The organism is Bradyrhizobium sp. STM 3809 (assembly GCF_000239795.1).
Lineage (GTDB): Bacteria > Pseudomonadota > Alphaproteobacteria > Rhizobiales > Xanthobacteraceae > Bradyrhizobium.
The window spans coordinates 1-7,491 of record NZ_CAFJ01000542.1; the positions used below are offsets into that span (position 1 = coordinate 1).

Annotated in this window: 8 protein-coding genes; 5 read left to right on the forward strand and 3 right to left on the reverse strand. The window is 65.9% G+C overall.

All coding sequences use genetic code 11. The features are described from left to right. Positions 1-868, reverse strand: an 868-nt coding sequence (locus tag BRAS3809_RS24785; protein WP_035658290.1) for an ABC transporter substrate-binding protein, incomplete at its 3' end; no start/stop codon positions are given. A 303-nt stretch (positions 869-1,171) separates the two neighbouring features. Between BRAS3809_RS24785 and BRAS3809_RS24790 the strand changes: the two genes are divergently transcribed. From BRAS3809_RS24790 to BRAS3809_RS24810, 5 genes are all read left to right on the forward strand, one after another. Next, entirely contained in the window at positions 1,172-1,666 is a 495-nt protein-coding gene (locus BRAS3809_RS24790; protein ID WP_008964773.1) for a MarR family winged helix-turn-helix transcriptional regulator, read from the forward strand. A 181-nt stretch (positions 1,667-1,847) separates the two neighbouring features. Further along, positions 1,848-3,542, forward strand: a complete 1,695-nt coding sequence (locus BRAS3809_RS24795) for a benzoate-CoA ligase family protein (protein ID WP_008964774.1) — start codon at positions 1,848-1,850, stop codon at positions 3,540-3,542. 12 nt (positions 3,543-3,554) lie between these two features. After that, positions 3,555-3,998, forward strand: a complete 444-nt coding sequence (locus BRAS3809_RS24800) for a RidA family protein (protein ID WP_008964775.1) — start codon at positions 3,555-3,557, stop codon at positions 3,996-3,998. 84 nt (positions 3,999-4,082) lie between these two features. Continuing rightward, positions 4,083-4,313 carry a hypothetical protein gene (locus tag BRAS3809_RS24805; protein ID WP_008964776.1) on the forward strand — a complete coding sequence of 77 codons (231 nt, stop codon included), beginning with the start codon at positions 4,083-4,085 and terminating at the stop codon, positions 4,311-4,313. A 741-nt stretch (positions 4,314-5,054) separates the two neighbouring features. Then, on the forward strand, positions 5,055-5,327 hold the full coding sequence (locus BRAS3809_RS24810; protein ID WP_035658294.1) for a hypothetical protein: 273 nt from the start codon (positions 5,055-5,057) through the stop codon (positions 5,325-5,327). Between the two features lie 279 nt (positions 5,328-5,606). On the opposite strand, the gene BRAS3809_RS24815 is transcribed toward BRAS3809_RS24810, so the two are convergent. Both BRAS3809_RS24815 and BRAS3809_RS24820 read right to left on the reverse strand, forming a co-directional pair. Continuing rightward, positions 5,607-6,980, reverse strand: coding sequence for a vWA domain-containing protein (locus tag BRAS3809_RS24815; RefSeq protein ID WP_008964778.1), 1,374 nt, complete (start codon positions 6,978-6,980; stop codon positions 5,607-5,609). A 5-nt stretch (positions 6,981-6,985) separates the two neighbouring features. Continuing rightward, the coding region (locus BRAS3809_RS24820; protein WP_035658299.1) for an AAA family ATPase at positions 6,986-7,491 on the reverse strand (506 nt) is incomplete at its 5' end.

Below are 7,491 nucleotides of genomic sequence, written 5' to 3' on the forward strand. Positions count from 1 at the left end.
CGGCGACGAACTTCTTGCTCTGCGGGTTGTCGAAATTGGGCGCCCAGTTGGCGCCGCCGAACATGCCGACCGCGGCATCCTGCTGCGCGGGCAGGGTGGATTCGTCGACGGTGAAGGCCGAGAGCACCGGAACGGTGTCGGCGAGGCCTGCCTGCTTGAACTGCTTGACCAGGTTCACGCCCATGCCGCCGGGCATGAAGGTGAACACGGCATCCGGCTTCTGCGCGGAGATCTTGGACAGCTCGGGCTGGAAGTCGAGCGTGTTCAGCGGAACATAGGACTCCTCGACGATCTCGCCCTTGTAGTCGAGCTTGAAGCCGGCGACGCTGTCGCGACCAGCCTGATAATTCGGCACCAGAAGATACATCTTCTTGTAGCCGCGGTCCTGCGCGACCTTGCCGAGCACCGCGTGGACCTGGTCGTTCTGGTACGAGGTCACGTAGAAGAACGGGCTGCACTCCTTGCCGGCGTAGCTGGACGGACCGGCATTCGGGCTGATCAGGAAGGTCTTGTTCTCGGTGATCGGGCGGTGGATCGCCTGCAGCATGTTGGAGAAGATCGGGCCGACGACGAAGTCGACCTTGTCGCGCTCGAGCAGGCCCTTGGCCTTGGTGATCGCGGCGTCCGGCTTGAGCTCGTCGTCGGCGACGACGACCTCGACGTCCTTGCCGCCCATCTTGCCGCCGAGGTCCTTGATCGCGAGGTTGAAGCCGTCGCGGACCTGCCCGCCGAGCGCGGCGGCCGGCCCGGACAGGGTCACGATGACGCCGATCTTGATCTTGTCGGCGGCCAGCGCCGGCTGGGCGAACAGGCTCGCGGCAATGCCAAGGCCGGCACCAAGACCGGCCAGCTTCGAACTCACTTTCATGACAACTCCCCCGGGATGCGGAAATTCAGGTTTATGTTTCTTGCACCTGACCGATTGATGGGTCAGACCGCAGCTTGGTCCCAAGCCTAGTCCGATGACGGCCCCAGCCGCAAGCGAGCTGCTTGCGGAAAGGGCAGTTTCGACCGTATGCAAGCGTCGCGCCAATTGCTTGAAGGTTAAAGGAATTGCCGTCCTGATCGCCCGGCGCAAATGCCGGTACGTTTTTCCTTGCTCCCAACAGGGCCCAAAGGTCAAACTCATGAGCCTCGCCCGATGAGGCTGAACGCGCCAAGTGATTCCGTCATGACGCTTGATTCCGAGACCAAGGCCGTCGAGCTGCCCGAGGACCATGCCGATGAGCTGCGGCTGTGGCTGCGTCTGCTCACCTGCACGACGCTGATCGAGGGCGAGATCCGCAGCCGGTTGCGCGAGCGCTTCGACGTGACCCTGCCGCGCTTCGACCTGATGGCGCAGCTCGACAAGGCGCCCGACGGCATGACCCTGTCCGACGTCTCCAAGCGCATGATGGTGTCGAACGGCAATGTCACCGGTCTGGTTGAACGCCTCGTCGAATCCGGCCATCTCGATCGCCGCACCTCCGACACCGACCGCCGCGTCCAGGTGATCCGGCTGACCAAGCTCGGCCGTGCCGAATTCCGCAAGATGGCAGCGGAGCATGAGACCTGGATCGCGGACATCTTCGGCGATCTCACCGAGAAGGACGTGCGCGAACTGATGCGGCTGCTCGCCAAGACCAAGGGCTCGGCGCAGAAAGCCGTGCAGCGCCGGCAGGACTGATGCCGGCCTGACAACTCGCCGCAGGCCGCGGCGCAGGGCAAACGCTTAAACAATTTGCGGGCAGTGCACAATCTTCGGCTCGCTTCGGCCCTCTTCCGCTCTTGCGTCCAGATGTTTTAAGTCTAAAATGTTTAGGACTGAAACGTGCCGGGCATCCTTCCCTATGAGACAGGAGCGTGTGATGGCCACTGCCGCCAAGGTTCAGCAGCCGGAGAGCGCCAGCGCGCATGCGCACAGCGCCCACGTCGACACCTTTGCCCAGGACAATCTGCCGCCGCGCGAGCTGTGGCCCGATTTCGTGTTCAGCCGCCCCGAATTCCAGTATCCGCCGCGGCTGAACTGCGTGACGCATTTCCTCGACCGCTGGGTGGAAGAGGGATGGGGCGACGCGCCCTGCATCATCAGCACCGACGTCAGCTACACCTATCGTGAGCTGCAGGCGCTGGTGAACAAGATCGCCAACGTCCTCGTCGGCAAGCTCGGCCTGGTGCCCGGCGGCCGCGTGCTGCTGCGGTCCGCCAACAATCCGATGATGGTCGCGACCTATCTCGCCGCGATCAAGGCCGGTGGCATCGTGGTCGCGACCATGCCGCTGCTGCGCGCGAAGGAGTTGTCCTACCCGATCCAGAAGGCGCAGATCGCACTCGCCCTGTGCGACGGCAAGCTGGCCGACGAGATGGAAAAGACCCGTGCGGTGGCGCCGGCGCTCAAGCAGGTCGTGTACTGGGGCAACGGCCAGCCCGATGCGCTGGAAGCGCTGATTGCGGATGCGAGCCCCGACTTCACTGCAGTCGATACGGCTTCCGACGACCTGTGCCTGATCGCCTTCACCTCGGGCACGACCGGCGATCCCAAGGGCACGATGCATTTCCACCGCGACATGCTCGCGGTGTGCGACGGCTACGCCCGCAATGTGCTGCGCGCCAGCCAGGGTGACCGTTTCATCGGCACCGCGCCGCTCGCCTTCACCTTCGGCTTCGGCGGCGTGCTGTTTCCGATGCATATCGGCGCCTCCTATGTCGTGCTGGAAAAGACCGCGCCGGACGATCTGCTCGCCGCGATCGAGCGCTACAAGGCGACGATCTGCTTCACCGCGCCGACCGCCTACCGCGCCATGCTGGGCAAGCTCGCCGGGCGCGACATCTCCTCGCTGCGCAAATGCGTCTCCGCCGGCGAGACCTTGCCGAAGCCGACCTTCGACGCCTGGCTCAAGGCGACCGGTCTCAAGCTGATGGACGGCATCGGCTCGACCGAGATGCTGCACATCTTCATCAGCGCGATCGAGGACGAGATCCGTCCCGGCGCCACCGGCAAGCCGGTGCCGGGCTATGAGGCCAAGATCGTCGACGACGAGGGCCGTGACGTGCCGCCGGGCACGATGGGGCGGCTCGCGGTGCGCGGCCCGACCGGCTGCCGCTATCTTGCCGACGAGCGCCAGCGCAAATATGTCCAGAACGGCTGGAACGTCACCGGCGACACCTATGTGATGGATGATGACGGCTACTTCTGGTACCAGTCGCGCTCCGACGACATGATCGTGTCGTCGGGCTACAACATCGCCGGCACCGACGTCGAGGCGGCGCTTCTGACCCATCCGGCCGTTGCCGAATGCGGCGTGGTCGGTGCGCCCGACGAGGCCCGCGGCATGGTCGTGAAGGCCTATGTCGTGCTGGCGCCGGGCACCGAAGGCAACAGCGCGCTGGTCGCCGAATTGCAGGAACATGTCAAACGCGAGATTGCGCCCTATAAATATCCGCGCGCGATCGAGTTCGTCACGCAACTGCCCAAGACCGAGACCGGCAAGCTGAAGCGCTTCGCCCTGCGGCAGATCGCGCAGGCCGCCGTCGCGTCGGGCCCGGCTGCGTCGCAAGGATAAGGAGAGACGTTCGTGAGCACGACCAAAGCGCCCACGCTCGCCGTGGTGAAGCGGGACGATTCGAGCCTGCGCGTGCTGCAGCCGAGCGGCTGGCCGATGCCGAAGGGCTATGCCAACGGCATCAGCGCCGAGGGCCGCATCGTCGTCACCGGCGGCGTGATCGGCTGGGATGCTGAGGAGAAGCTCGCCGAGGGTTTTGTGGCGCAGGTCCGGCAGGCCCTGCAGAACATCGCCGCGATTCTGGCGGAGGGCGACGCGCGGCCGGAGCATCTGGTGCGGCTCACCTGGTATGTCGTCGATATGGACGAGTATCTCGGCAACCTCAAGGAACTCGGCCGGATCTACCGCGAGATCTTCGGCAGCCACTATCCAGCCATGGCGCTGGTGCAGGTCGTCAGGCTGGTCGAGAAGGCCGCGCGGGTGGAGATCGAGGCCACTGCGGTGGTGCCGCGCTGAGGGCCGCGCCGGCACGGAGGTCGCGAGATGATGTCCCGCCATAGGAACCACACCCGCCTCCGCGCCTTCTCCTCTATGGCACGCTTGATCTTCAGTGACTTCCGACAGCCCGCGGCCGCCGAGGCCTACGACATCGCGCTCGACTTCCTCTGGCGCACCGGCGCCGTCCGCGATGAGTTCGAGACCTATCAGTTCCTGGCCGCCGAGATCTCGCGCATGGTGGATCGCGGCCAGACCAACCGGCTGAGGATGGCGAATCTGGCGATCGCGGCCCATCAGCGTCTGTTCGTGGATGCGGACCTGTCGCGGCGGTGACGGGCCGATCGGATCGAGCCTCGCCGGGCTAAATCGCGATTGCGCGCGGGCGCGTGCATCCGCTTCTCCTCAGGCGTTCTTCACGTCGATCGGGCGTGAGCATCTGCAGTCTCGCGACGCTGATGCGTCCGAGCTTTGCTGGTCGATCCCCCTCTTCACATGTCGAGGGCGCAGGGAAGGCCGGGTGTTCACCACACCCGCGGCCCCCGTGCGAATGAAAATGCACGGGGCAGGAACCACAGGTGGGCCGAACATGCCGGCCTTCCCTGCGCGATGTTTTGTCGGCTTATACGTGGTCTCCCTGGTGCGCCGGGCTTGTTGGCCACCATGTCGCGACAAGGCTTGCGCCCTGCGCTGGACACCAGCTTCGGGGTGTCAGGACATCACGACTTCACCGGACGCCTCGCACCACTCGTCCGCGCGAGATGCGCATGATGCACGACGTCCACCGCAGCCTGCCCCACGTATCGTGACGACGCGTACGCCCCTCTTCGACGAGGCAGGTTGGGCGCAAGCATCGTGCTGATTTGCCCGACGGCACAAGGCTCTCGTGCTGCGACAAGGTAACGCGACGGGCAGTCACGCAGCATGTCACAGATGACGAGCCGCACCATTCGCGGATCGCACGATTGTGGTGGCCAGATGAAGCTCTCGCCGAACGACGGACTCGGGATCGCCATGCCGTAGACAACAATCTGTTCGAACGTGGCCGCGCAAGGGCGGTGAGAGCAGGGGGCGGAGTTGGACTGGAAACTCTTCGTGACGACGGCGCTGGCCGCCGCCATCGGCGCCGCGGCCGGCGCTTTCGCGCTGGCGAGCTCCGGAGGCGGCATCGAGCATCAGGCCGACGCCAAGATGCTGGAGATCGGCGTCGCCATCCTGCGCGAGCCGGCGCGGGTGGATGATGATCCGATGCGGTCGTGGGCGGTGAAGGTGGTCGAGAAGAAGTCGGGCGTGAGTTTTACGGACCAGCAGCGCGCAGCGTTGCTGAAGCGAGCGGCGGCAGGACGGTAGCTCCGGTCTTGGTGCGTAGGGCGGGCAAGGCGCGCCCGTGTCGTGGTTGTTTATGAGCACTGTCTGATCGCGCCGTGCCCACCGTCCTTCGCGGATCGTCCGCCGGTGGGCACGCCCTCGCGCGGCTTGCGCCGCCCGACGGCTTTGCCCAACCTACGAACTCCGGCTACGAACTCCGGCGTCATTGCGAGGAGCGCAGCGACGAAGCAATCCAGGGTCGCGCACTCGGCCCTGGATTGCTTCGCTGCGCTCGCAATGACGCGTGGAGAGGGCAGCGGCCTATCGATACGACGATACGATGTCGCTCACGGCGCGCTCCAGTTGCTGGGCCGTGGCACACGGGCGCACTACGTTGCAGAAGGTCTGGTAGCGCGGCATCTCTGAATCGCCCCAACCCCATGTCATGCGGCCCTCGGGGTTGAGCCAGACGACGCGCTTGGCGCGTTCGGAGATGGCTTTCAGGATATCCGCGCGCGGGTCGAGCTTGTTGCTTCGGGCATCGCCCAGCACGATCACGGTGGTCTGCGGCGTCACCGACGCCATGAACTGCTTCTCGAAATCGACCAGCGAGGAGCCGTAGTCGGACGAGCCGAAGCCGACCTTGTGCATGATCTCGGCCATGGCCTCCTCGGCCGGCTTCTGCTCCAGGATCTCGCTGACCTCGATCAGATGGCCGGAGAAGGCGAACGAGCGGACGTCGCTGACGACGTCGTGCAGGCTGTGGATCAGGAGCAGGAAGAAGTCGGACACGCGCGCGACCGAGCCGGAGACGTCGCACAGCGCGACAATCTTCGGGCGGTCGCGGTGCTTCCGCTTCCAGGCGGTGAGGAAGGGCACGCTGCCCCACGCGGCGTTGCGGCGGAGGGTGCGGCGAACGTCGAGATGGCCGCGCCGCTGGCGCTTGCGCGGCTTGCTGTAGCGCTCGCGCAGCCGGCGGGCGATCTGCCGGATCAGCGCCCGCATCTCCGCGATCTGGCGCGGCTCGATCCGCGACAGCTGCGCATTGCGCAGGATCTCGTGGCGCAGGTTCTCGGTTTCCTCGCGGCCGTACAGCGCCAGCGCCTGCGCGACCGCGTCGCGCACGGTGTCGCGCAAGGCCTCGAGGCCGGCCTGCAGCCGCTCGGCGAGCGCCGGGTTGGTCTCCGTCAGCGTGTCGAGATCGTCGCGCAGCCGCTGGATGCCCATCGTCTCCAGCATGCGGCTGGAGAACAGGCCGCGCTGGGTGAAGTAGCGGATCTCGGACAGGCCGACGGCGCCGGAGGCGTTGGCGATCGCGGCCGAGATGTCGGCGGTGTTCTGCGCCAGCAGCATCTGGGCGAGAGGGCCTAGTTCGGTGCTGGCCTCGCCGCCGCTTTGCTGTCCCGACGCTGGCGCAGCGTGGGGCTCGCTCGACGCCGCGTCTTGCGACGCCTCATCCTTCGCCTCGGCCTGCGTCGGATCGACATGGGCGAAGAACAGATCGAAGCAGGCGCCGAGCGCCTTCTTCTCGTCCTCGCTCTTGGCGAGCGTCAGCAGCATCGTGTCGCGCAGGATCGCGCGGTCGGCGACACCGACGCTCGCGACCGCGCGCATCGCATCGATACTCTCGGCCGGCGAGACGTGGACGCCGGCGCCGCGTGCCGCCCGGAAGAACCGATGCAGGTTCTCCTGCATGGCGCCTATCCGAAGATGTTCTGGCGCTGCGCCTTGGCGACGAAACTCGTCACCTGCGGCAGCGCCACCTCGATGTCGGACTCGTATTTCAGCAGCACGTTCAGCGTATCCTTCACCACCTCGTGGCCGAGCTCGGCGGCCTGCAGCAGCACCAGCACGCGCGCCCAGTCGATGGTCTCGCTGACCGAGGGCTGCTTCTTCAGGTCGAGCGAGCGGATGTCATGGATGAACGCGACGAGCTGCCGCCGCAGGGTCTGCGAGATGCCGGGCACGCGGCTCTCGACGATGCGCTCCTCCAGCCGCTGCTCGGGGAAGCCGATATGCAGGTGCAGGCAGCGCCGCTTCAAGGCGTCGCCGAGATTGCGCTCGGAGTTGGAGGTCAGGATCACGGTCGGCGCCTTCGCAGCGGCGATGCTGCCGAGCTCGGGGATCGTGACCTGAAAGTCGGAGAGGATCTCCAGCAGCAGCGACTCGAACTCGGCATCCGACTTGTCAATCTCGTCGATCAGCA

Excerpts from the sequence above, each read along its gene's own strand:
- BRAS3809_RS24815 (WP_008964778.1), bottom strand. The coding sequence starts at position 6,980 with ATGCAGGAGAACCTGCATCGGTTCTTCCGGGCGGCACGCGGCGCCGGC.
- BRAS3809_RS24795 (WP_008964774.1), top strand. The coding sequence starts at position 1,848 with ATGGCCACTGCCGCCAAGGTTCAGCAGCCGGAGAGCGCCAGCGCGCAT.
- BRAS3809_RS24790 (WP_008964773.1), top strand. The coding sequence starts at position 1,172 with ATGACGCTTGATTCCGAGACCAAGGCCGTCGAGCTGCCCGAGGACCAT.